Origin of the sequence: Pseudomonas sp. NIBRBAC000502773 (assembly GCF_006517195.1) — a bacterium.
Lineage (GTDB): Bacteria > Pseudomonadota > Gammaproteobacteria > Pseudomonadales > Pseudomonadaceae > Aquipseudomonas > Aquipseudomonas marginalis.
This window is the reverse complement of sequence record NZ_CP041189.1, coordinates 1819110-1840580: the sequence shown is the minus strand read 5'-3', so window position 1 is coordinate 1840580 and position 21471 is coordinate 1819110. Positions and strand designations below refer to the sequence as shown.

The 21471-nt window shown below is 53.4% G+C and carries 22 protein-coding genes, 4 tRNA genes and 1 riboswitch; of the genes, 18 read left to right on the top strand and 8 right to left on the bottom strand.

Annotated elements, in window-relative coordinates; genetic code table 11:
* A complete protein-coding gene (gene astE, locus NIBR502773_RS08430; RefSeq protein ID WP_141155836.1) occupies positions 1 to 1005 on the top strand; it encodes a succinylglutamate desuccinylase in 1005 nt (334 codons plus the stop codon).
* A gap of 132 nt (positions 1006 to 1137) precedes the next feature.
* On the opposite strand, the gene NIBR502773_RS08425 is transcribed toward astE, so the two are convergent.
* Positions 1138 to 1647, bottom strand: coding sequence for a 6,7-dimethyl-8-ribityllumazine synthase (locus NIBR502773_RS08425; RefSeq protein ID WP_065926190.1), 510 nt, complete (start codon positions 1645 to 1647; stop codon positions 1138 to 1140).
* Positions 1648 to 1760: 113 nt separating this feature from the next.
* Positions 1761 to 1930, bottom strand: a riboswitch (FMN riboswitch).
* Positions 1931 to 2121: 191 nt separating this feature from the next.
* On the opposite strand from NIBR502773_RS08425, the gene ltaE reads away from it, so the two are divergent.
* The 8 genes from ltaE (at position 2122) to mgtE (ending at position 9860) form a co-directional block, all read left to right on the top strand.
* A complete protein-coding gene (gene ltaE, locus NIBR502773_RS08420) occupies positions 2122 to 3126 on the top strand; it encodes a low-specificity L-threonine aldolase (RefSeq protein WP_141155835.1) in 1005 nt (334 codons plus the stop codon).
* 145 nt (positions 3127 to 3271) lie between these two features.
* Complete coding sequence (gene alaS, locus NIBR502773_RS08415) at positions 3272 to 5890, top strand: alanine--tRNA ligase (RefSeq protein ID WP_141155834.1); 2619 nt, start codon at positions 3272 to 3274, stop codon at positions 5888 to 5890.
* 94 nt (positions 5891 to 5984) lie between these two features.
* The gene (locus NIBR502773_RS08410) at positions 5985 to 7226 is read left to right on the top strand and encodes an aspartate kinase (protein WP_065939088.1); all 1242 of its coding nucleotides are present in this window, start codon (positions 5985 to 5987) and stop codon (positions 7224 to 7226) included.
* Between the two features lie 175 nt (positions 7227 to 7401).
* Positions 7402 to 7590 carry a carbon storage regulator CsrA gene (csrA, locus tag NIBR502773_RS08405; protein ID WP_003233512.1) on the top strand — a complete coding sequence of 63 codons (189 nt, stop codon included), beginning with the start codon at positions 7402 to 7404 and terminating at the stop codon, positions 7588 to 7590.
* 62 nt (positions 7591 to 7652) lie between these two features.
* Positions 7653 to 7743 (top strand) — tRNA-Ser (locus NIBR502773_RS08400).
* 108 nt (positions 7744 to 7851) lie between these two features.
* A tRNA-Arg gene (locus NIBR502773_RS08395) sits at positions 7852 to 7928 on the top strand.
* Positions 7929 to 8000: 72 nt separating this feature from the next.
* Positions 8001 to 8077: transfer RNA gene (locus NIBR502773_RS08390), tRNA-Arg, on the top strand.
* A gap of 340 nt (positions 8078 to 8417) precedes the next feature.
* The gene (gene mgtE, locus NIBR502773_RS08385; RefSeq protein WP_065926188.1) at positions 8418 to 9860 is read left to right on the top strand and encodes a magnesium transporter; all 1443 of its coding nucleotides are present in this window, start codon (positions 8418 to 8420) and stop codon (positions 9858 to 9860) included.
* A 194-nt stretch (positions 9861 to 10054) separates the two neighbouring features.
* Here mgtE and NIBR502773_RS08380 read toward each other — a convergent pair whose 3' ends face one another.
* From NIBR502773_RS08380 to NIBR502773_RS08365, 3 genes are all read right to left on the bottom strand, one after another.
* Positions 10055 to 10381: an Arc family DNA-binding protein gene (locus NIBR502773_RS08380; protein WP_003175643.1), complete on the bottom strand. Its 327-nt coding sequence runs from the start codon at positions 10379 to 10381 to the stop codon at positions 10055 to 10057.
* A 398-nt stretch (positions 10382 to 10779) separates the two neighbouring features.
* Positions 10780 to 10959: a PA3371 family protein gene (locus NIBR502773_RS08370; RefSeq protein WP_065939101.1), complete on the bottom strand. Its 180-nt coding sequence runs from the start codon at positions 10957 to 10959 to the stop codon at positions 10780 to 10782.
* Positions 10960 to 10970: 11 nt separating this feature from the next.
* A complete protein-coding gene (locus tag NIBR502773_RS08365; RefSeq protein ID WP_065926187.1) occupies positions 10971 to 11201 on the bottom strand; it encodes a hypothetical protein in 231 nt (76 codons plus the stop codon).
* A 326-nt stretch (positions 11202 to 11527) separates the two neighbouring features.
* On the opposite strand from NIBR502773_RS08365, the gene NIBR502773_RS08360 reads away from it, so the two are divergent.
* Positions 11528 to 11604: transfer RNA gene (locus NIBR502773_RS08360), tRNA-Arg, on the top strand.
* 119 nt (positions 11605 to 11723) lie between these two features.
* Entirely contained in the window at positions 11724 to 12647 is a 924-nt protein-coding gene (locus NIBR502773_RS08355) for an STM4504/CBY_0614 family protein (protein ID WP_141155832.1), read from the top strand.
* A gap of 3 nt (positions 12648 to 12650) precedes the next feature.
* Here NIBR502773_RS08355 and NIBR502773_RS08350 read toward each other — a convergent pair whose 3' ends face one another.
* Entirely contained in the window at positions 12651 to 13265 is a 615-nt protein-coding gene (locus NIBR502773_RS08350; protein WP_141155831.1) for a recombinase family protein, read from the bottom strand.
* A 380-nt stretch (positions 13266 to 13645) separates the two neighbouring features.
* Between NIBR502773_RS08350 and NIBR502773_RS08345 the strand changes: the two genes are divergently transcribed.
* The 4 genes from NIBR502773_RS08345 to NIBR502773_RS30895 are packed head-to-tail and all read left to right on the top strand — an operon-like array spanning position 13646 to position 16865.
* Positions 13646 to 14737 (top strand): PP2C family serine/threonine-protein phosphatase, encoded by a 1092-nt coding sequence (locus tag NIBR502773_RS08345; protein WP_168208998.1) that lies wholly within the window; start codon positions 13646 to 13648, stop codon positions 14735 to 14737.
* A 12-nt stretch (positions 14738 to 14749) separates the two neighbouring features.
* Entirely contained in the window at positions 14750 to 15802 is a 1053-nt protein-coding gene (locus NIBR502773_RS08340; protein WP_141155829.1) for a serine/threonine-protein kinase, read from the top strand.
* A gap of 5 nt (positions 15803 to 15807) precedes the next feature.
* The gene (locus NIBR502773_RS30900) at positions 15808 to 16329 is read left to right on the top strand and encodes a serine/threonine-protein kinase (protein WP_257228289.1); all 522 of its coding nucleotides are present in this window, start codon (positions 15808 to 15810) and stop codon (positions 16327 to 16329) included.
* A gap of 35 nt (positions 16330 to 16364) precedes the next feature.
* Entirely contained in the window at positions 16365 to 16865 is a 501-nt protein-coding gene (locus NIBR502773_RS30895) for a protein kinase (RefSeq protein WP_257228225.1), read from the top strand.
* A gap of 724 nt (positions 16866 to 17589) precedes the next feature.
* On the opposite strand, the gene NIBR502773_RS08330 is transcribed toward NIBR502773_RS30895, so the two are convergent.
* Both NIBR502773_RS08330 and NIBR502773_RS08325 read right to left on the bottom strand, forming a co-directional pair.
* Entirely contained in the window at positions 17590 to 17862 is a 273-nt protein-coding gene (locus tag NIBR502773_RS08330) for a lysozyme inhibitor LprI family protein (RefSeq protein ID WP_257228287.1), read from the bottom strand.
* Positions 17863 to 18029: 167 nt separating this feature from the next.
* On the bottom strand, positions 18030 to 18659 hold the full coding sequence (locus NIBR502773_RS08325; protein WP_141155828.1) for a hypothetical protein: 630 nt from the start codon (positions 18657 to 18659) through the stop codon (positions 18030 to 18032).
* A 220-nt stretch (positions 18660 to 18879) separates the two neighbouring features.
* On the opposite strand from NIBR502773_RS08325, the gene NIBR502773_RS08320 reads away from it, so the two are divergent.
* The gene (locus tag NIBR502773_RS08320; protein ID WP_141155827.1) at positions 18880 to 19095 is read left to right on the top strand and encodes a helix-turn-helix domain-containing protein; all 216 of its coding nucleotides are present in this window, start codon (positions 18880 to 18882) and stop codon (positions 19093 to 19095) included.
* A 132-nt stretch (positions 19096 to 19227) separates the two neighbouring features.
* A complete protein-coding gene (locus NIBR502773_RS08315) occupies positions 19228 to 20301 on the top strand; it encodes a hypothetical protein (protein WP_141155826.1) in 1074 nt (357 codons plus the stop codon).
* 272 nt (positions 20302 to 20573) lie between these two features.
* Here NIBR502773_RS08315 and NIBR502773_RS30890 read toward each other — a convergent pair whose 3' ends face one another.
* The gene (locus NIBR502773_RS30890; protein ID WP_257228286.1) at positions 20574 to 20684 is read right to left on the bottom strand and encodes a hypothetical protein; all 111 of its coding nucleotides are present in this window, start codon (positions 20682 to 20684) and stop codon (positions 20574 to 20576) included.
* 201 nt (positions 20685 to 20885) lie between these two features.
* Between NIBR502773_RS30890 and NIBR502773_RS08305 the strand changes: the two genes are divergently transcribed.
* Positions 20886 to 21470, top strand: coding sequence for a hypothetical protein (locus tag NIBR502773_RS08305; protein WP_141155824.1), 585 nt, complete (start codon positions 20886 to 20888; stop codon positions 21468 to 21470).
* Position 21471: the final 1 nt, after the last annotated feature.

Here is a 21471-nt window from a genome sequence, read left to right as displayed (position 1 = left end):
ATGCTCGCCCTTGGCAAACTGCTTGAACTGACCCTCGCCGGTCGCGAACCGGCGCAAAAAATTCAACTGACTGTCGACGGCGTGCAGATGCGCTGGCTCAGCGAGGGCGCACTCGAAGTGCGCCCGCCGCAGGCAACGGACAATGGCCGCGACCTGCTGCTGTCGTCCGGCATCCATGGCAACGAAACCGCGCCGATCGAATTGCTCGACCGCCTGTTGCATGGCATCGCCCGTGGGGAGATCAAGCCCCGCACCCGGATTCTGTTCCTGTTCGGCAACCCCGAGGCCATGCGCCGCGGCGAGCGTTACCTTGAACTGGACGTCAACCGGCTGTTCAACGGCCGGCATGAAAAAAACATCGGCCCCGAAGCCATGCGCGCCGCCGAGCTTGAACAGCTGGCCCGCAGCTTCTTCAGCCAGCCTGGCCGTTCGCGCCTGCATTACGACCTGCACACCGCCATCCGCGGCTCGAAGATCGAGCAGTTTGCGCTGTACCCCTGGAAGGAGGGGCGCCAGCATTCACGCCACGAACTGGCGCGCCTGAACGCTGCCGGCATGGAAGCGGTGCTGCTGCAGAACAAGAGCTCGATCACCTTCACCGCGTTTACCTACGAGCAGCTGGAGGCCGAGGCCTTCACCCTGGAACTGGGCAAGGCGCGACCGTTCGGGCACAACCAGGGCGTGAATGTTTCCCGCCTGGAGCTGCGCCTCAAGCAGATCATCGAAGGCACCGAGCCTGAGACTGACAGCCTGGACGGGTTGAAACTGTTCGCCGTGTCGCGGGAAGTCATCAAGCACAGCGATGCATTCCTGCTGCACTTGCCGGCGGACGTGGAAAACTTTTCGGAGTTGGAAAAGGGTTATCTGCTGGCCGAAGACGTGGCCAAGACGCGTTGGGTGATCGAGGAGGAGGGGGCGCGCATCATTTTCCCCAACCCGAAGGTGAAGAACGGCTTGCGGGCGGGGATATTGATTGTGCCGACCACAGAGGCCGGGCTGGCGTAAATCTGAGCCTTAACCTGGTCCAAATGTGGGAGGGGGCTTGCCCCCGATAGCAGTGTGTCAGTCAGCTCATCTGGAGCTGAGACACCGCCATCGGGGGCAAGCCCCCTCCCACATATTGTTTTGCAGTGTTGCTTAAACAGCTACCGCCCGTGGCTCGCTGCGACGGATCGCCCGCACCTTGTGCAGGGTGTCGGCGCATGTACGTGCAGCTTCCTGGCCCTTGTGCACGAAGTGCTCATGGAAGAACGCGGTGTGTTCGCTGCCGGCATGGAAGTGATGCGGCGTCAGGGACACCGAGAACACCGGCACTTCGGTTTCCAGCTGCACCTGCATCAGGCCGCTGACCACCGATTGGGCCACGAACTCGTGACGGTAGATCCCGCCGTCCACCACCAGCGCGGCGGCCACGATACCGGCGTAACGACCGGTCTTGGCCAGCAGCTTGGCGTGCAGGGGCATTTCAAAGGCGCCGCCGACTTCGAAGAAATCGATGTCCGATTCCTGGTAGCCCTGGGCGATCATTTCGGCGAGGAAGCCTTTGCGCGATTGGTCGACAATATCCTTGTGCCAGCAGGCCTGGATAAACGCGACGCGCTCGCCGTGATGGTTTTTGCTTTTGCTGTCGATTGCGGTGGGTTGCATGTTCTGACTCCTGTTTAAGAAAAAAACAGGGCGTTATGAATCGAATGGGATTTAAGGGTACGAACCGCCGAGTCATGCAGGCATGCGCTCAGCGTGCGGCCCTTAGGTGCCAATCCCGTTCTCTCTTCATCCGGACTATGACCGTCGGCCCCGGGATCACACCGGGTCTGCTGACCTTGTCGCCGTCCTGCGTGAGCAGTTCGAGGCGCCAAGCGCTCGCGGGCTATGCACATTGCGTGCAATTACCGCCGGTGGGGAATTGCACCCCGCCCTGAGAACGTTGCCACCAGAACCCTGGCGGCGGAGAGTTTTTAACATGGTTTTTCATAAACTGCACGAGCGTCGTATCGATAAGCTATATCGGTTTGTTTGGTTGGTATTCGATTGAGAACGCGTGGGGCTTGATATTCCGCGGCTTTGCCCGCAGTAATCATCCTCATAAGAATCTTAATGAACCCCTTCGAGGCTTGTTTCATGTCTGTGATCGACCTGCGCAGCGACACCGTGACCCAACCCACCGCCGGCATGCTCAACGCCATGGCCAATGCCGCCAGCGGCGATGACGTCTACGGCGAAGACCCCAGCGTCAACCATCTGGAAGCCGAGCTGACCAAGCGCCTGGGCTTTGCGGCCGCGCTGTTCGTGCCCACCGGCACCATGAGCAACCTGCTGGCACTGATGGCCCACTGTGAGCGTGGCGAGGAGTACATCGTCGGCCAGCAGGCCCACACCTACAAATACGAGGGTGGCGGGGCGGCCGTGCTGGGTTCGATCCAGCCGCAGCCGCTGGACGTGCAGGCGGATGGCTCCCTCGACCTGAATCAGGTGCTCGAGGCCATCAAGCCCGACGACTTCCACTTCGCCCGCACCCGCCTGCTGGCCCTGGAAAACACCATGCAGGGCAAGGTGCTGCCGCTGGACTACCTGGCGAAGGCGCGGGCGTTTACCCGCGAACATGGCCTGGCCCTGCACCTGGATGGCGCGCGACTCTACAACGCGGCGGTCAAGCTTGGGGTCGATGCACGGGAGATCGCCCAGCATTTCGACTCGGTGTCGGTGTGCCTGTCCAAGGGCCTTGGTGCACCGATTGGCTCGGTGCTGTGCGGCTCCACGGCATTGATCGCCAAGGCGCGCCGTTTGCGCAAGATGGTCGGCGGTGGCATGCGCCAGGCCGGCTCCCTGGCGGCAGCAGGGCTGTACGCCCTGGATCACCAGGTGCAGCGCCTGGCCGACGACCACGCCAATGCGCAATGGCTGGGCGATGAGCTGCGTAACGCCGGTTACGCGGTGGAGCCGGTGCAGACCAACATGGTCTATGTGCAGATCGGCGACCAGGCCCAGGCCTTGAAGACGTTTGCCGCCGAGCGTGGGATCAAGTTGAGTGCTGCGCCGCGCCTGCGCATGGTGACGCATCTGGATGTGAGCCGGGCGCAGATCGAGCAAGTGCTCAAGGCATTCGTCGATTTTTCGCGCAAATGAGTGTGCAGACCGTCTAATTGAGCCTCTCTATCGCATAAACACGCTGTACCACCGGCAAAGGGCCGATATAATGCGGCCTTTTGCCGTCGCTCCGTCTGATGATGTTGCGCACTGGCCTTTGGCCGCAGCCTCCGTGGAAGAACCTATGAAAAGCGCAGAAATCCGTGAAGCCTTCCTTCGCTTCTTCGAAGAGCAAGGTCACACCCGTGTCTCCTCCAGCTCCTTGATCCCAGGCAATGACCCCACCCTGCTGTTCACTAACGCGGGGATGAACCAGTTCAAGGACTGCTTCCTGGGCCAGGAAAAACGCGCCTACACCCGCGCCACCAGCAGCCAGAAGTGCGTGCGTGCCGGCGGCAAGAACAGTGACCTGGAAAACGTCGGCTACACCGCCCGCCACCACACGTTCTTCGAGATGCTGGGTAACTTCAGCTTTGGTGATTATTTCAAGAAAGACGCGATTACCTTCGCCTGGACCTTCCTGACCGGCGTGTTGAAGCTGCCCAAGGAAAAACTCTGGGTGACCGTCTACGCGACGGACGACGAAGCGTATGACATCTGGACCAAGGAAATCGGGGTGCCCGTCGAGCGCATGATTCGCATCGGCGACAACAAGGGCGCGCCTTACGCTTCCGACAACTTCTGGACCATGGGCGACACCGGCCCATGCGGCCCCTGCACCGAGATTTTCTACGATCACGGCGCCGACATCTGGGGTGGCCCACCGGGCTCGCCGGAAGAAGACGGCGACCGTTACATCGAGATCTGGAACAACGTGTTCATGCAGTTCAACCGCACCGCCGATGGCGTGCTGCATCCGCTGCCAGCGCCGTCGGTGGACACCGGCATGGGCCTGGAGCGGATCAGTGCGGTGATGCAGCACGTTCACTCCAACTATGAGATCGACCTGTTCACTAACCTGCTGAGCGCGTCGGCCGCAGCCATTGGTTGTGCCAATGAAAGCCAGTCGTCCCTCAAGGTGGTGTCGGACCACATCCGTTCCTGCGGTTTCCTGATCGCCGACGGGGTCCTGCCGTCCAATGAAGGCCGTGGCTACGTGCTGCGTCGCATCATCCGTCGCGCCTGCCGTCACGGTAACAAGCTGGGCGCCACCGGCAGCTTCTTCTACAAGATCGTCGCCGCACTGGTTGCCGAGATGGGCGATGCCTTCCCGGAACTCAAGCAGCAGCAGGACAACATCGAGCGTGTGCTCAAGGCTGAAGAAGAACAGTTCTCCAAGACCCTGGAGCACGGCCTGAAGATTCTGGAACAGGACTTGGCCGAGCTCAAAGGCACCGTGGTGCCGGGCGATGTCGTGTTCAAGCTGTACGACACCTATGGCTTCCCGATGGACCTGACCGCCGACATTGCCCGTGAGCGCGAGCTGACCATCGACGAAGCCGGGTTTGAGCGTGAAATGGAAGCCCAGCGCGTGCGCGCCCGTTCCGCCAGTTCCTTTGGCCTGGACTACAACACCCTGGTCAAGGTTGACGTGCCTACCGAATTCACCGGTTACAAGGCGACCGTTGGCGCGGCCAAGATCGTTGCCATTTATAAAGACGGCAAGTCGGTCGACGTGTTGAGCGAAGGCGAAGAGGCAGTTGTGGTCCTGGACCAGACGCCGTTCTACGCCGAATCCGGTGGCCAGGTCGGTGACTGTGGTTTCCTGAGTTCGACCTCCGGTCGTTTCGAGGTGCGCGACACCACCAAGACCGGCGGTGCGTTCCTGCATCACGGCGTGCTGGTGCTGGGCAACCTGACTGTCGGTGCGCCGGTGGACACCCAGGTCGATGCCGACGTACGCCATGCCACCGCGCTGAACCACTCGGCCACGCACTTGCTGCACGCCGCGCTGCGCCAGGTGCTGGGCGAGCACGTCCAGCAGAAGGGGTCGTTGGTCGACAGCCAGCGCCTGCGTTTCGACTTCAGTCACTTCGAAGCGATCAAGCCTGAGCAGATCAAGGCCTTGGAAGACATCGTCAACGCTGAGATTCGCAAGAACTCCCCGGTAGAAACCGAAGAGACTGACATCGAGACGGCCAAGGCCAAGGGCGCCATGGCGCTGTTCGGCGAGAAATACGGCGACAGCGTGCGCGTGCTGAGCATGGGCGGCGACTTCTCGGTGGAACTGTGTGGCGGTATCCACGCCAACCGTACCGGCGACATCGCCCTGCTGAAGATCATCAGCGAAGGCGGCGTGGCGTCGGGTGTGCGTCGTATTGAGGCGGTGACCGGCGCTGCGGCCCTGGCCTACCTGAATGCGGCTGAAGAACAACTCAAGGAAGCGGCCAGCCTGGTCAAGGGCAGCCGCGACAACCTGATCGACAAGTTGTCCGCCGTTCTGGAGCGCAACCGTGCGCTGGAGAAACAGCTGGAGCAGTTGCAAGCCAAGGCGGCCAGCGCTGCGGGCGACGACCTGTCGGCTTCGGCCGTTGACGTCAAGGACGTGAAAGTCCTGGCTGCACGCCTGGACGGCCAGGACGGCAAGGCGCTGTTGGCCCTGGTCGATCAGTTGAAGAACAAGCTCGGCCGCGCAGTGATCCTGCTCGGCAGTGTCCATGAGGAGAAGGTCGTGCTGGTTGCCGGTGTAACCAAGGACCTGACTGGCCAACTCAAGGCCGGTGATTTGATGAAGCAAGCCGCTGCGGCAGTGGGCGGGAAGGGCGGCGGTCGTCCGGACATGGCGCAAGGCGGTGGTGTAGACGCCAGTGCCTTGGACGCGGCCCTGGCCCTGACCGTGCCATTTGTCGAGGCAGGTATTTAAGGCACTGTTAACCCGCCCGTGGTCTAGTCACGGGCTGTTCTGTGCTGGTTGATTGGATATTAGGCGCCCCTTTACGGGCTGAGGCGGCTTGGAAATGGCTTTGATCGTACAGAAATTTGGAGGCACCTCGGTCGGCTCTGTCGAAAGAATCGAGCAGGTGGCCGACAAGGTTAAGAAATTCCGCGATGCCGGTGACGACCTGGTCGTGGTGCTGTCGGCCATGAGCGGCGAGACCAATCGCCTGATCGAACTGGCCAAGGCCATCAGTGGCGAGCAACAGCCGCTGCCGCGTGAGCTGGATGTGATCGTGTCCACCGGCGAGCAGGTGACCATCGCCTTGCTGGCCATGGCCCTGAACAAGCGTGGCGTGCCTGCCGTGTCCTACACTGGCAGCCAGGTGCGCATCCTCACCGACAGCGCGCACACCAAGGCGCGGATCCTGCAGATTGACGACCAGAAAATTCGCAGTGATCTGAAAGCCGGGCGCGTGGTAGTTGTAGCGGGCTTCCAGGGTGTGGACGAGCACGGCAACATCACCACCCTCGGGCGTGGCGGTTCTGATACCACCGGTGTGGCCCTGGCTGCGGCCCTCAAGGCTGACGAGTGCCAGATCTACACCGATGTGGATGGCGTCTACACCACCGACCCGCGTGTGGTGTCCGTGGCCCAGCGCCTGGACAAGATCACCTTTGAAGAGATGCTGGAAATGGCCAGCCTCGGCTCCAAGGTGTTGCAGATCCGCGCGGTGGAGTTCGCCGGCAAGTACAACGTTCCGCTGCGCGTATTGCACAGCTTCAAGGAGGGTCCGGGCACCCTCATTACTATTGATGAAGAGGAATCCATGGAACAGCCGATCATTTCCGGCATCGCTTTCAACCGCGATGAAGCCAAGCTGACGATCCGTGGCGTGCCAGACACCCCGGGTGTGGCCTTCAAGATTCTGGGCCCTATCAGCGATGCGAATGTTGAAGTCGACATGATCGTGCAGAACGTCTCGCACGATAACACCACCGATTTCACCTTCACCGTGCACCGCAACGAGTACGATGCGGCGTTGAAAATCCTGGAGAACACCGCGAGCGAAATTGGCGCCCGTGAAGTGGTCGGCGATACCAAGATTGCCAAGGTCTCGATCGTAGGTGTGGGCATGCGTTCCCATGCCGGCGTTGCCAGCCGCATGTTCGGGGCTTTGGCCAAGGAAAGCATCAATATCCAGATGATCTCTACCTCGGAAATCAAAGTCTCGGTGGTGATTGAAGAGAAGTACCTGGAACTGGCTGTACGCGCGCTGCATACCGCTTTTGAGCTGGATGCTCCGGCCCGACAGGGCGAGTGACGCAATGCCAGGAAGGCGCGGTTTACCGCGCCTTTCATTTTTTTGTAGGGCGCATGGTCTTTTGCGTGGGCTCGACAATACTTAGGCCGTTAGGGCTATGGCTATCGAGTCGTAGGTCGAACGCCTTTTTTTTGCAGACTGTTGTTCCTGAAATGAAATGCGTGAGGAGAAAGGTATGCTGATTCTGACTCGTCGGTGCGCAGAAAGCCTGATTATCGGTGATGGCGAAATCACCGTGACCGTGCTCGGCGTCAAAGGCAATCAAGTGCGTATCGGGGTTAACGCTCCGAAAGAGGTGGCGGTCCATCGCGAGGAAATCTTCTTGCGGATCAAGAAAGAGAAGGACGAAGAACCAAGCCTTTAATTTTTATCGTTTTTTATGTTTGCAAACGGGGATGAACGTGGTTAATATACGCCCCGTGTTGCGGAGAGCTGGCCGAGTGGCCGAAGGCGCTCCCCTGCTAAGGGAGTACACCTCAAAAGGGTGTCGGGGGTTCGAATCCCCCGTTCTCCGCCATTATTTGCTTAGTACGTTGCAATCTGGTTTTTTCGTTAAGTTGTTGAAATTAAACGAAAAAATAGCTTTACATAGAGATTGAACGGCCTATAATGCGCGGCAACAAATGCACTCGTAGCTCAGCTGGATAGAGTACTCGGCTACGAACCGAGCGGTCACAGGTTCGAATCCTGTCGAGTGCACCATTTAAGAGTTAGTTGCAGCAATGCAGGTGGCTTGGCTTCAACCAGTTGTGATCTGGTCTAAAAACACAATCTGCACTCGTAGCTCAGCTGGATAGAGTACTCGGCTACGAACCGAGCGGTCACAGGTTCGAATCCTGTCGAGTGCACCATACAAACAAAAAGCCCGCCTAGTGCGGGCTTTTTGCCGTCTGGGGTTTGTGTAGATCCTTATCTTTTTCTCCTCCCTCGTGTGTTTTTCATTCCGGTGATGGCGTCGCAGTTGAATAGGTGTGGCCAATACTCAACTTTGGCTCGCAAGCGCTTGTTCTTTCCAGTTTTTTGACGTTAAAAACGGACGCACGGTGTATCATTGCGCCCGTCAGCCCCGCCGGGGCTTATGGAATACCTCCATGGACTTACCCAGTAGTTACTCAGTACCCCGTTTTACCAATCATGAATTGACTGATTGATCCTTCCGGCGTGCCCCGCTGCTGGGAGTGGAGTTCGCCTATGACCGAAGTAGAAGTAAAGAAAACACAAGAAAGCCTGCAGGATCGCCTGGCTCAAGTCATCGAGCTGCTGCAGCGCCAGCGTGTGGTCGAAGATTTCACGCACCGCCAGGATGGTCCGAATAACGACCTGGTGGAAAACCTGGTTCACCGCCAGAACCTCGTCGAGTTGCAACGCAAGCTCGACGACCTGCACTCCGCCGACGTTGCCTACATTCTCGAAGCCTTGCCGCTGGATGATCGACTGACCCTCTGGCAGTTGGTCAAGGCCGACCGTGACGGCGACATCCTGCTCGAAGTATCCGACTCGGTTCGTGAAACCCTGATCGCCGACATGGACGATCACGAGCTGCTGGCGGCCGCCAGGGAGATGGACGCTGACGAACTCGCCGACCTGGCTCCTGAGTTGCCGCGTGATGTTGTCCATGAATTGATGGAGGCCCTCGACGGCCAGCAGCGTGAGCGCGTGCGCTCCGCGTTGTCCTATGATGAGGATCAGGTCGGCGCGCTGATGGACTTCGAGATGGTCACCATCCGCGAAGATGTCAGCCTGGAAGTGGTATTGCGTTACCTGCGCCGGCTGAAAGAGCTGCCGAGCCATACCGACAAACTGTTCGTGGTCGACTATGAAGGCATTCTCAAGGGCGTGCTGCCGATCAAGCGCCTGTTGGTCAATGATCCGGAGAAAAAAGTTGCTGACCTGATGGCCAGCGATACCGTGAGCTTTCATCCCGATGAAGATGCCTACGACGCAGCGCAGGCCTTTGAGCGTTACGACTTGATCTCCGCCCCGGTCGTCGACAAGAACGGTAAGCTGATCGGCCGTCTGACCATCGATGAAATCGTCGACTTGATTCGTGAAGAGAGTGAAACCGAAGTCCTCAACATGGCGGGTTTGCGTGAAGAGGAAGATATTTTTGCGTCAGTCTGGCGTTCCCTGCATAACCGCTGGGCCTGGCTGGCCGTTAACCTGATTACCGCGTTTATCGCCTCCCGTGTGATCGGGCTGTTCGAAGGATCCATCGAGAAGCTGGTGGCCCTGGCGGCGTTGATGCCGATTGTGGCAGGCATTGGTGGTAACTCGGGCAACCAGACCATCACCATGATCGTACGCGCCATGGCGCTGGACCAGGTCAGTACCGCTAACTCTTCGCGCTTGCTGCGCAAAGAGCTGGCAGTGGGCCTGATCAATGGCCTGGTGTGGGGTGGGGTGATTGGCGTGGTGGCCTACTTGCTGTACGGCAGTTGGTCCCTGGGGGTGGTGATGACCGCTGCCATGACCCTCAACTTGCTGCTGGCGGCCCTGATGGGGGTGCTGATCCCCATGACCCTGGCACGCCTTGGGCGCGACCCGGCCATGGGCGCCAGCGTGATGATCACGGCCATGACCGACAGTGGTGGCTTCTTCATCTTCCTCGGTTTGGCGACGATCTTTTTGCTCTGATCTGTCTCGGGCGGGCGCCCTCTGCATAGCAGTTGTCGAGCCTTGGCGAGGCTGGGTCAGCGGTGTGCCAGGCAGGGCGCAAACGCAGCCTCGCCAAGGCTCGACAGCTGCGGCGTGATAAAAATGTCGAGACCTGTATAAATCCCAGGCAAAAAAAAGCCAGCACACGGCTGGCTTCGGCTTTCAGTGGCGGATCAATTGGCTTCTGCGGCCGCCTCGACGTCGTGCGCGATAAGCGAGACGAGGGCATTTTGCTGGCGATGGGAGAGCTGACGAAAACGCTGCAGCAGTTCGCGTTCGTGCAGCGACAGCTCAGGGCTGTCCAGGCGCATGCTCAGTTCGTCACCCAGCGCACCTTCCTGAATAAGGCTCTGCTCCAGGCGCGCGATGATTTCGGAGTTCATGCTGCGGTGATGATTGCGAGCCACCTCGGCAATGCGTTCCCGCATTCCGTCTGGCAGACGTACGACGAACTTGTCAGCCGTACGGCTGGAATAAATTGCCTGTTTCAATGGGCGCATATATTTAACCGGTTAGTTCAGGGGAGCGGTTATTGGAATTGGCCGCAAGATGAGTGTTAAGACAAGACTCACGACCAAAGTTCAACCCGAATTGCAAAGAGGCCGCATCATGCCTCAGATTTGCCAGTTCCTTGGCGTCAATTCTGTGACAAATATTGAACTGCCTAAAGGCTTTATGCCAGCACTCATTTGTATTTTTGCGGACTGGTTGGAAAACTTTTCCATGCGTGATTCCGCAACGGAACTTTCCGTAAGTCCAGGCCAGCACAGGGTTTGAGGCCGCACATCCTATAGCAAAGTGGCCTTTTGCCCTTAGTTTTAAGACTAGTGGCAATTTGCCGATTTACTAGGGCGAGGCGACATAAGGTAGGGGGAGGGCAGAGCAGAGAAGGGAGGTGTCAGCGTAAAACCGGGTCAAATTTGATTCGGCGACCCACGACGAGCGTCAACAGAAGCAGGCTTGCGAAAACGCCGGCAGCGACGAATGCGCTGGTTTGCCCATCCTGGGAGCTTGCACTCAGTCCCATAAGGCCAGTGGCGATGGTGAGGCACAGAAACAGCCAGGCAAATTTGCTCATCATCAGTGTCCTTAAAAAACCCAGTGTTCAGATGCGGGCGCGGCCTGGGTGCCTTGAGTCAGGCGTACTGGCGCTTGTGCATTCGGTGTCATCACGGCCAGTTGCGGACGTTGTTGCAAGTGGTGGGGGACTGCCTGCTGGCTAATCTGAGCGGGGTCGTTGCTGCCCGTCGATTGAAAGTGGAACATCACCAGTGCAGCCAGGGCGACGGTGTTGAGAGCTAACAGAATGGCACTGTTCATGGTCGTGTTCTCCGTTTAATGCCTTGGCTGAATGGGGCTTGCAGGAGAACTGTTGCAGGTGTCGTGCCAAAATATAAATTCATTAAAATCAAGGGCTTGAGTTTGCTTTAGCAGGGTGCGGGGTTGCAATTTGCAATGCTGGCATTTTGGAGGAGTGCATTTTGCACGATCAGGCCAAGTGCCCGTATTTGTGGGGCGAAACCGCCATCGTTTCGGTAAGGCTCGGCCTACACTCAAAAAGCCCACGGACGACATGACAAAACCCAGTTCGGCCGTTAACATGCACGCCGTCTGTCGCAGTGCCCTTGGCCTGATGGCTGTCATTTGTCCCAGTAGCTCAATTGGATAGAGCATCCCCCTCCTAAGGGGAAGGTTGGCCGTTCGAACCGGCCCTGGGACACCATATATTTAGGCGCTTCGCGCAATACTGTCGTTTTCCATTTTGCGCTGTGGGTGCAGGATGGGTGCAGTTTGAGAATGCCGGTACGGTTTCCGGCTCGTTTATCAAGGAGGAGCCAGGTCATGGCGCTATTCGATATTTTCTCAAAGCGCCAAAAGAAACTTCGAGGCGAAGCGTCAGACGTTTACCAATATGATCAGTTGCCAGATCCTCTGCGTGTTCAGATAGTGCACGTGATGTGTGATGCTTTGGGCCGTCCTGGGGAATTTGCTCAAATCGACTGCTGGAGATCTATTTCAGATGCCCTCTGCAGGGAGTACGGAATGTTCTCTTTGCCCACTGCACAAAAAGGCAGGCAGCGGCATTTCTTTCAAGAAGTCGCTGACTTCCTTTTGCAAACTGATGATCTGGAGCAGGCGTTAGATGTCGTGGAGCTTTGCTTTCGCGCTGTCGACACCACAAGTCGTCACTTTACGTTCATGGGACGGCATGACGCGGATCAAATCGCTGATAGGGCGATCGATGAGCTGAATCAGCGGTTCAAGGAGCATGCAGTTGGCTATCAATTCGTGAACGGTGAAGTTCTACGGGTTGACTCGCAGTTATTGCACGCCGAGGTGGTAAAGCCAGCTCTTAGGCTTTTGGAGAGTAAATTCTACGCCGGACCGCAAGAGGAATTCTTGAGAGCCCACGAGCATTACCGGCACGGGAACTCTAAGGAGGCACTGAACGAGTGCTTGAAATCCTTCGAAAGCCTAATGAAAGCAGTTTGTGTAAAACGAGGGTGGGCTCTTTCTGGCAAGGAAACAGCAAGCTCGCTGATCAAAGTTTGTATGGAAAATGGCTTGATCCCAGCCTTTTGGCAAACTCAATTTACCTCGCTCAAAAGCTTGCTTGAGGCCGCGGTGCCTACTGGACGAAATAATCTTGCCGGTCACGGGCAGGGTGCGGAACCAATTGTCGTTCCAGATTACCTCGTAGCCTACATGCTTCATATGACTGGAGCCTGTCTGGTCTTTTTGGCCACTGCCGAACAGCATCTGTGAGCGCTAAATCCGTTCTTCTCTGATTCGCAGGACGGTTGTAGTCGAACACTTCGCGTGCCTGGCCGTGGCCCGAATGCCTAGCCCCGCGCCAAGAAGCTCTTTGACTCGCTTATGGAGCTCCTCGTTTACTGGCCGGCCTTGATACTTGCCGGCAGCCTTGGCTTTCTCAATCCCCTGCGCCTGGCGCTCGCGGCGCTGTTCGTAGTCCTTGCGAGCGATGGCCGCCATCATTTCCACCAGCATTGAGTTGATGGCACCCAGCATCCGCCCTGTGAACTCGTCGCCCTTCGTGTCCTGCATTCCCTGATGGCTGGTCGGCAGGTCGAGCGCGACGATGCGCAGGCCCTTGGAGTCGATAGCCGCCTTGAGCTTTTGCCAGTCCTCCACCGGGAGACGGGATAGCCGATCTATTGACTCCACCAGCAGCACGTCACCCTTGCGTGCATCTTTCAGCAGGCGCAGCAGCTCCGGCCGGTCGGCGGTGGCGCCGCTGGCGTTCTCCAAATACACGCTGGCGATGACCTTGTTGTGTTCGCTGGCGAACTGCTCGAGCGAGGCGCGGGCGCGGCCGGCGTCTTGTTCTTCGGTGGATGCTCGGAGGTATGCGCGGATGAACATGAGGAGTGCCTGTATCAGTTAGGGCGTTCTACTAATACTGTTGCACTTTGGGTGTTACTTATCAAGCGGAAAGCCAGAAAAAGGCAAAATAAGCCTGTATCTGGATAGGCATACCCAAATTTACTTAAATCCGACTGTAGTAGTAGGTTTCTTCACTGAGAGCTGGCAATGGCGCTAAACTGAATTCCACTTATAGCGGCAGCATCGCCATCATCTGCTTGCATGCTGTAATTCGGGTATGGCATTTTGCTGGCTAGTGCCGAGCTAGCCAGTATATCGGTTGTGGGCCGTGCAAATCGGGCGCACGGCTAGCACCAGCAGTCACCCCTTGAGAACTTTAGGATGTGTGACCAACCAGAAAGGATGATATGGAAAACGGTATGAAACCCCTAGAGGCTCAGCTCGCCTACTGGCTTTCTCGCCAAACAGCACGTACTAGTGTGCGGCGTGTAGGCCAACTCGGTGCGGCTGTAGGTAGCGATATCGGAGTCGTTCGCACAGAAAATCAAGATAGAGCCGTTGTAGTTCAAGGCTGGGAGGCTAATGGAGGTCGGTTTTCCGTAGCCGTGGTTGCGGATGGCATCGGAGGTATGAGAGCGGGTGGCGCGTGCGCCTCTCTAGCTGTAAGTGGATTTATAGCTTCTATATGTGAATCCGCAAATTTTCGTGATTCATCATCAGATTGGATGATGAATGCAGCGCTGAGTGCAAACGAAGCGGTTTATAATAAATACTATGGCGATGGGGGGGCAACGCTAGTAGCCGCTCTAATACGACATGGCAAGGCTCCATGTTGGATGAGCGTTGGTGACAGCCGAGTCTATCTCGAAACCGAGCAAAAGCTTCAAAAGCTTTCGACAGATGACACTATTGCTGGACAATTAGGAAGAAACGCAATAGAGAGTCCCGAGCAAGGTAGGCTACTCCAGTTTGTAGGTATGGGGTCCGATCTTCAACCACATGTACATGAGCTTGAATCGAAACTATCTGGTAGGTTTATATTAGTTACAGACGGAATTCATTATTTAAGCAAGTACTCCTCGTGCATGGACAAAATTGTATCGATTGCTAGTGATTCCGGAGTCTGTGCTAAGCGGTTGCTAGAGCTGTCTAACTGGTGTGGCGGACATGATAATGCCAGTGTTGTGATAATTCCATTGTCTGACGAGGAGGACTCAATAAGTGCACCTAGCGCTGGATTTATTGAGATTTCGGATTCGTTTGGTGACGGACAATTCTTTTTAGGTGATTTAGCCTCTAGCTCGTTGCGTAATTACAGTAAAAGCCGGGCGCTGCCTAACAAGACGTTAAGCAATGGTGCTGCCGGCGATCTTTCAGAAAAAGAAAAGGTTGTTACAACGGCGAAAAAAGTACGCTCTAAAAATAGTGCCGTTAAGAAAAGCAGTATTGCTAAATCTAATGTTGCAAATGAGCCGCAGCTAATAATGGAATTCCCGAACAAAAGAAAGTAACAGGAAGTTGTCATGCTGATAGATTATCGCTATGAGTTCGGTGATGATGTTTTTTACGGCGGTATGGGGCAGGTTCTTAATTGTATTGACTTGGTGCTTGAGCGGCCGGTCGCAATAAAGTTTATGCCGGGTGATGTCAATCGCCGACGGATGAATGATGAAGTTGCTGCGCTGTTCAAAATGCGCTCAAAGAATGTTGTGCAGGTATACGATGTTCTAGAGTTTAAAGGTGAAGTAGGCATTGTGATGGAGTATATATCCGGCAATGACCTTTTCCATGTCCGTACAGCGCCTATGTCCTCAAGTGAGTATATTAAGCTCTTGTGGCAAATCGCTTCCGGTATAGCAGATATTCATGAAGTTAAAATAATTCATCGTGATATCAAACCTAATAATATGAAAATCGATCCAGAAGGCTTGGTAAAGATTTTTGATTTTGGCCTAGCCCGGGATGCTGTGGATGGCGCTGCTACAGTGGGATTCGTGGGAACCCATGGATTTGCTGCTCCGGAATTGTACGGCTATTCGGTCAGCTTCACGCCAGCGATAGACACATATGCGTTCGGCGCTACTGCTTTGTACATTGGGGCTAGAAATCTTCCTAATGAGCTCACGCAGCATCCTCCCCAGCCTTTACTACATAACTACTTCCAGGGGTTCGCTTGGTCATTGACTCAAGATGTGGCTGAGACGCTCTTAAGCTGCCTAAACCCAGATCCAATGCTGCGTCCTACAATGAGCTATGTACGTGACGTTTTAGCAAAGCACCTGCTGCAAGGTCGTCACCGAGCCTTGGTTGTTTATAATTCTAGACCATCTTACTTGGATGCTTCAAATCGATCGGTGCTATTGGATCTTCCAAGTCTAGGGTCTGTCGAAATCGCCTATAATGATTTTGACTTTGTTGTCACTGCTACGTCTGGTCAGGTGTTCATTAATAACAGAGCCGTGTATGTTGGATTTAAGTTGCCGGGAGCATGTGTGGTTGCGCTGGGTGGGCCAGAGCACGGGAACCGACGTCGTTACATTACATTTGACCTCTCTCATCCGGAGATAGTACTGTGATTGATATGTTGCAGCCAGGTGTTCTTATTGGAAATAGATACGAGATTGAACGATATCTGGCAGAGGGAGGTATGCAGTATGTATTTATTGCTAGAGATACTTATACAGATCGGAAAGTTGCTCTAAAGACCCCGAAAAACAAGTCTGCCGAGAAAAGATTTCAAAGAAGTGCAATAGTTTCCGCAAAAGTCAATCATCCCAACGTTGCAAAGACCCTCGATTATCTTGTTTTTGAAGAGCGCCAATTCCTGGTGGAGGAGCTAATTTACGGCCTCGATATGCGAGCTGCGTTACTTAATGACTCTGCCTTTATAGATCCTTACCTTGCGGCAAAAGTATTTCATCATCTAGCAAAAGGAGTCGCTGCCGCTCACCATGTCGGTGTTGTGCATAGGGATCTCAAGCCCACCAACATAATGGTGGTGGGTGATTACTCTTTTAGTGAAATTAAAGTTACAGATTTCGGCATTGCCAAAATGGCAGCAGAAGAGATGGTTGCAGCGGTGGAAGGGGGGAGGAAAGTTTGACAACTTCCCAGACAGCGGTAGGCGCGCTTCCGTACATGGCTCCCGAAGCCATAGAAACTCCTCGAAGTGTGGGGACTTCAGCAGATATCTGGTCGCTTGGTGCGATGATGTATCATTTGTTAACAGGAGACTATCCGTTTGGGCAAGGCCTAAACGCAGTGCCCAAAATTATAAATGCTGTGCTACCACAACCGCCAGCATTTCTCTTTAGTAATCCACAGTTTTCTCCGTTAGCTGCCGAGTTGATACAGATCGCTAGAGAATGTATGACTAAAAATCCTCGAAATAGGCCCACCGCAGATCAGCTTGTCGATAAGTTTAGTAATCTTTGTTATTCAGTAGCAGTCCGGGCGCGTGGAACTGTAGAAGATTTCCTGTTTAATGCCTATGGATATATTTCTTCTGAAAATGGTAGGGTTTTCTTTCATAAAGAATGTGTATATGGTGTCATGCCGAAAGTTGGCGAAAACGTCTTGTTTTCATGCTATAACGGCGGAGGGGCACCTCGAGCGCTACCTGTAGTAAAACTTAGATGATTATTTTTTCGGGAAGATGTTAGTTTTCTGTCTTGGAAAGTAGAACTTTCGTAATTAGTCAGGATATGGGACGCCCTTAGGCAGCAGGGTGTAGCTATTTTTATGCTGTTGGATGCGACAAGTCGTGATAGTGAAATGGCTCGGTACAGCTTAGCTCCGAGCCGTTAAGAAGCGTCAAAGTGCGTCTGATGAGGAGTCCAGAACGACACAGTTCAAGTAACCCGTAAACTTTCGGTTGTCATATTCGGCCGCATAGATGGGCTGGGTGTTATTTAGCCTATTTTGGCACATTGCAGAAGCGTGCTCTCCATAGAACGTTGCTATGTCTTGCGCCTCGCACTCAGCGCTACCTTGCTTTTTGATGCGGCCACTTCTCTCATCGAGGGGGCAAGTCTCGAGAAACATAATCGTCTGTGGGGCGTCAGATATATAAAGCTGGCGACCCTCATTCTTCGGATCATTATTATCCAGGCAGCGGAACAGTGCGTCTCGCTCTTTATCTTGTCGAGTTCTATCTGTCATTAGAACGTTTGAAAGCGCGGAACACATGCTGCTACCGTAGTTTTTGTTATGGAGCTCTGCGACCTTATATTCTTCGTAGTCACATCCAGCACCCGCTGCGCACGCGAGCGATAGAATTAGAGTAAACATAAAAATCCTCTTGATTTCATGATTCAAAGACGTGGTTGTAGTTTATATTTAGTGCTTGCGGTTAATGAATATTCTATTCGACACCATTTCGGTAGAGCCATTCAAGTGCGTCGGCACGTTCTTTTGTCATGCTAAGCTCGCAGCCGGACCCATTGAGAGAGTCCATCGTTCCACCTGAGAGATTGTAGTAAATTCCACAGTCAGCATCTCTAAACTTAATCCAAAGCCGCTGAGCTCCACGGAGCCTGGATTTACTCTCGTCCGATAAAACACCCATCGCATTTTTGAATGCAAGATTCAATCGTGAGTCTTGTCGTGAAAGCTCAGCACTTGAACACTCAATCATGTCAATTGTCACACCTCCGGCCTTGTCCATGCAGGTGTTATACGCTGGCGAGTAGTTGTCTTTGGCCTGCACATTAATAGATACTCCGCAAAGGATTGCTGTTATTGAGAAAATATAATGTCGCACAGTGATCTCTCCTTTATTAGCCGGGTTACTCGTTGGTACGGCTAGGCGTTTTCAAACTCTATGGGGCTTCTTGAGTTGCTCGCATCTTCGATTGCAGAGATGCATTCATCTCGCTTCTGTTTCTTAGAAAATCCCATTCCTCGTGACCCAAATTTCCCATGGATATAAAGCTTCTTTCCAGCTTGACGAGTGATTCGTCTAACTTGACTGAGCGGTACTTCTTCCATAGTTCCTAGTTCTGTGACGAACTTTAGGTTGAAGTAGTCCGAGATCGAGTAGTTGGCCATATCCTTGGGGAGCAGTACTCTGTCATTTTTACGATCTACCACCACCCCAAAATACGTCGTGGCTACGGATTGAGCTATTTTTAAAAAGGTAAATATAGCGAGAGCTAAAATAAACCAGCCTATTACCATCGAGGCAATCGATTTTCCGCTAGCAAACATGGCGTATAGCCAATAAAAAATGAAAATTGCACCCATTGAGGTCCCGCATGGTCGAATCAGGTTGCCAATATCGAAGACTCTTTGGCTGTATTCGTTTTCAGGATATTTAGACTTGAGCCTGGAATAGTGCACTGCTGAGACTATTAATAATGGTAGTAACGCTAAAAATCCGATAATGAGGCCCATTAATTTCGACTGTTCTTGATTTTGCTTTGCAGTAGCCACGCATTATCTCCTTATGAGTGATACCGAATTTATATTTATCCTGTTTTGAAGATGTTTAAGCTTTTGGTTCCCGGTCTCTAGCTTGACTTTTCCCTTGCACGATACGATTTGCATGGCGATCTCGCTTTTTCCCCCCTTTCACTTCACTGAGAGCGCTAGGTTGCGCCGATGTCACGATTAGTGTGTTCACGATTAGAGCACATCGCCACATCATTTGGGAATGCCATCATCCCTCAATCATCAGTTTGGTCAGCGCGTCCGTGAGCTTCGACTAGCCACTGGAATGACCCAAGAAGCCTTCGCAGATAGGTGTGGCTTCGCACGGACGTACATGTCTCGGATCGAAACAGGCGGTGCAAACCCCAGTCTGGTCGCGATCAAAATTCTCGCCGATGCCCTTCATATGGAGTTATCAGACCTTTTCGCCGGGCTCTGAAAGCGCAGGTTTACTTTCAATCTGCTATTTGGCGATTCCATTTAAGTATCCCTGAGCTAGCTAGTCAGGATATGTAAACGCCTTGAATTTATAAACTGTAAATAATGACTACCAATACATGAGTATGTAGTCATGAGTAAGTTCTGTCCTTCCTGTAATACATTGATTCCAAACGACTCACGCCAGTGGAGTAATAAGATCTACTGTAGTCAGAAATGCCGTATATCCGTATTTCGTAAGAATAAATCTGCTGCTACACGCGCTCAGCAGCGAAGAGCGAATATGCGACAGAATGATGAGGTTCTTCGTCTTGTGCGTGAATGTAGGAGAGCTGGAACTGTACAAATATTGACTGGTCACAACTTGGAGTCTTTTATAGAAACTATGAAACTGGTCAGAGAGCGGCCGCCAGGATATGTGCACCTGTGTCACATCGCACCTGTCAAAGGAAAATGGTTTGTAGGGCTTTTTCATTGTAAAAACTTGTTTTATGGTGGCGCTTATCAAAATAAGCGTTTGGGGAAAAAATACATAGCTGGCGGGCTATACATTAGCCACAAGGATCTCAAAAAGAAGTGGCGTGTAGATCGGAATGCTCCAGCTAATGAAGTGCTTTTGAAAATTGAAGAGTTCTTGGGCGATATAGTTCAAAAGTATCTTGAAGTTACACCTGTTCGAAAATCAAAAAAATATCAAATAATCGAAAAAATAATAGAGCTGGAAGGGGGCGGCGATCCTGAGCGTATGATGAGTTTGAGTCATACACATTTGGTGAACTGCCTGGATAAGCTCTGCAAAAAAATCACTCCTACGAAGAAATATGTCAGTGAATCAAAATTCATAGCCTATATGGATGGTTTGACTCGTTTTATCTCTTATCGTGATGACAGACTCGAAACTTTTCTCGCGTTAAGAAAAATCCTGGTGATTTCTTATATGGCGTTAGAAAGGGTAAAAAAAAGCAAAACGTATAATAAGTACTTTTACGTTGCGTATGAACCTTTGGTGGTTAAGAAGTATGCTTACGCCATGCTGGCTGACACTAAGAAATGGTCTGAATTCAAGGATTTTATTTATAACACTGTGTTTTTAGCGCTCCAAGGTCACTCGCCTGACCTGAAGATTTTTCGTAAAGAGGCTATGTCTTATTTGAAGTTTCCACAAAGCCTTGAAGAATTGGTAGCCCGTAGGGTCGGGCGTAAGTGATGGATTTGTATATAGAAGCCTCTTGAGTGTGCAGCGAAGTGGCCTCTCAGATGGCTCTAGACGTGTCAACAGCGACCTCAACGCTTAAGGTCGCTATTCACGTCCGCCACAGTCTTGCCTTTAATGAAAGGGCCCTTCAGTAACTTTCGTGGGTACTACCTCAATTCTGTGAGCACCGAGGCGCCGGAGGGCTTCCAAATCTGCTAATAGTACAGTTCCTGGCAGCACCAATATGCCAAGCAAATTTCCTGTGAAATCCACTATACGAAGGCTCATCGGCTGTTTTCCTGGGCCCGTCGTTTGATGAACGCCTCTAGTGTTTTTACGCGCACCAGCCTCCGGCGGCCCAGCTTGAAAGTATGAATCTCCCCATTAGCAATCATTTCGTAGAACATGGATCTGGCGACGCCGATCAAACGGGCGGCGTCTTCCACCCCGACTGATATCGGGTCTAGAGAGCTATTTTGGTTCATTGAACGGCCTTTGTGGCTTCAGGACGCAACGGGACGCCGCATCTGTGGCGCCACAATAAATGTGGTGCCACATTTGTGTCAACACGTTTTCATTGTGTGTCCGTGTGTGATGTGGCAACCTTGCTGAAATCCACAGGCGTCTGGAATTCGACGATGGCAGTCAGGAAGAAAGCAGAAACAATTCACCTGCGCGTTAGCGCCACCTCAAAGGCTTGTCTTGAAGGGTTGGCCAATGCGATGAAGAAAACCTCAACGCGTGTGCTTGAGGATTTGATTTTCGAAGCTGCGGCTAAATTCAAGGTTCAAGAAGTCGACGTAGATGTCGACGAGCGTGTTTTGAATGGTGGGGATTGGAGGTTGCTAGGAGCTTTGCAGTTGGCTCATTTGCCTGATGAGCAGATACTCAAGAAACTGCGGACTTATTTTTTAGCAGGTGAAGCGTTGAGCCCGAAGGACTACATGCTTGTCGAAGCCATCCTGTGGTCGCCGGATGTATTTTCTGGAGATACAGAGATCTTTCCCAAGTCGGAAGGTGTTATCAAATACACGAGCGAGTATAGAATTCCAAAAGTTGATCTGAATACGATCAATCGGTTGATGCCGTCGCTCGAGGACTATGCTGAATTTCGGATTAAAAATAAGTCGGTATCAGCATCCTTTGGCGAATATCTAAAGATGATAGAGCCAAAGCCCTAAA